This window comes from Xenorhabdus aichiensis, from assembly GCF_028598775.1.
Classification (GTDB): Bacteria; Pseudomonadota; Gammaproteobacteria; order Enterobacterales; family Enterobacteriaceae; genus Xenorhabdus; species Xenorhabdus bovienii.
The window spans coordinates 1-1025 of record NZ_JAQRFO010000124.1 but is presented as its reverse complement, the minus strand read 5'-3'; the positions used below and the strand labels follow the sequence as shown (position 1 = coordinate 1025).

General features: G+C 45.1%; 1 protein-coding gene. It reads right to left on the bottom strand.

Annotated features, from left to right (window positions below; all coding sequences use genetic code 11):
* Positions 1-310: 310 nt before the first annotated feature.
* Positions 311-802, bottom strand: coding sequence for an antiterminator Q family protein (locus PSI22_RS21220; RefSeq protein ID WP_273581457.1), 492 nt, complete (start codon positions 800-802; stop codon positions 311-313).
* Positions 803-1025 lie beyond the last annotated feature (223 nt).

Here is a 1025-nt window from a genome sequence, read left to right as displayed (position 1 = left end):
TGAACAAGGCCGCACCGAAGCAGCCTTGAATTTGAACTAGTCGGTCAGACCGACAGGTTGAGTTATCTAGGGGGATCGAGGTGCTGCTCATATCACCCAAAAACCAATATAACGTATTGATTTAACATTGATATAGGGTGATGTCCGACCATGATCGGAATTGAGTTGTAAACCCAAGGTTGACTACGGGTAGATAGCACAAAGCCCCGCGAGTGCGAGGCCTTGATATTCAGATAAGACCACCTAAGAAACACTTACGGCAATCTTACCCTATAATTGTTGTCCATTTGGTCATTAATGTCAACACGTTCTATGCAACTTTTTTAATTTTCTCTACACGTTTCCGTTTTTTAAACGCATTTTGCAGAGGTTGATACAACAGGTAGATACTGGCGCTTAAAATATCATCCACTTCACGGCGACAAGTTCTGTGAGACGGCTTTTTCAGCCGCCCCCCTGAGCGAGTCATCATTTTGCGTGGATTTGCGACTCGGTGATAGTAAGATGCAATCGACAGTTTTGACGCACCGTGAGCGTAGTAACTCAGCAAAATACCGTAGGCTTTTTGGTCAATGCACATGACGGAATCAACGACCTGAGAAATCAACATTCCATCATCATCATTGCATATAGGCCTATCGCCACCTTTGCGGGGTTCTACGCTCACCATGAACTTATAAATCAGGTTCATCTGGCTCTTATCAATCATGTCACTGTAAACCCATGCCCCCCATAAATTTAACCATCGCTCAATCCAATTTTGTTGCTCTGTAGTGAGCTGTTTTTCCCTAATGCTACTCATCTCACCTCCGGCAATACTGTGTGAACCCTGTCGTGGCGGGTCGAATACATCACGCAATTTGTTTGGATCTTCCGTTCCTCCCTGATAACCATCTCCCCATTGGGTTTTTGTATGACGCAACAATGATGATGATCAGATTTGATTTTCATCCAGCGAGCCTCTTCTACTGCGGAGGGTAGGTCGGTGAAGATCATGCTGCCTCCTGTCTCAACTCCCTGAGTTT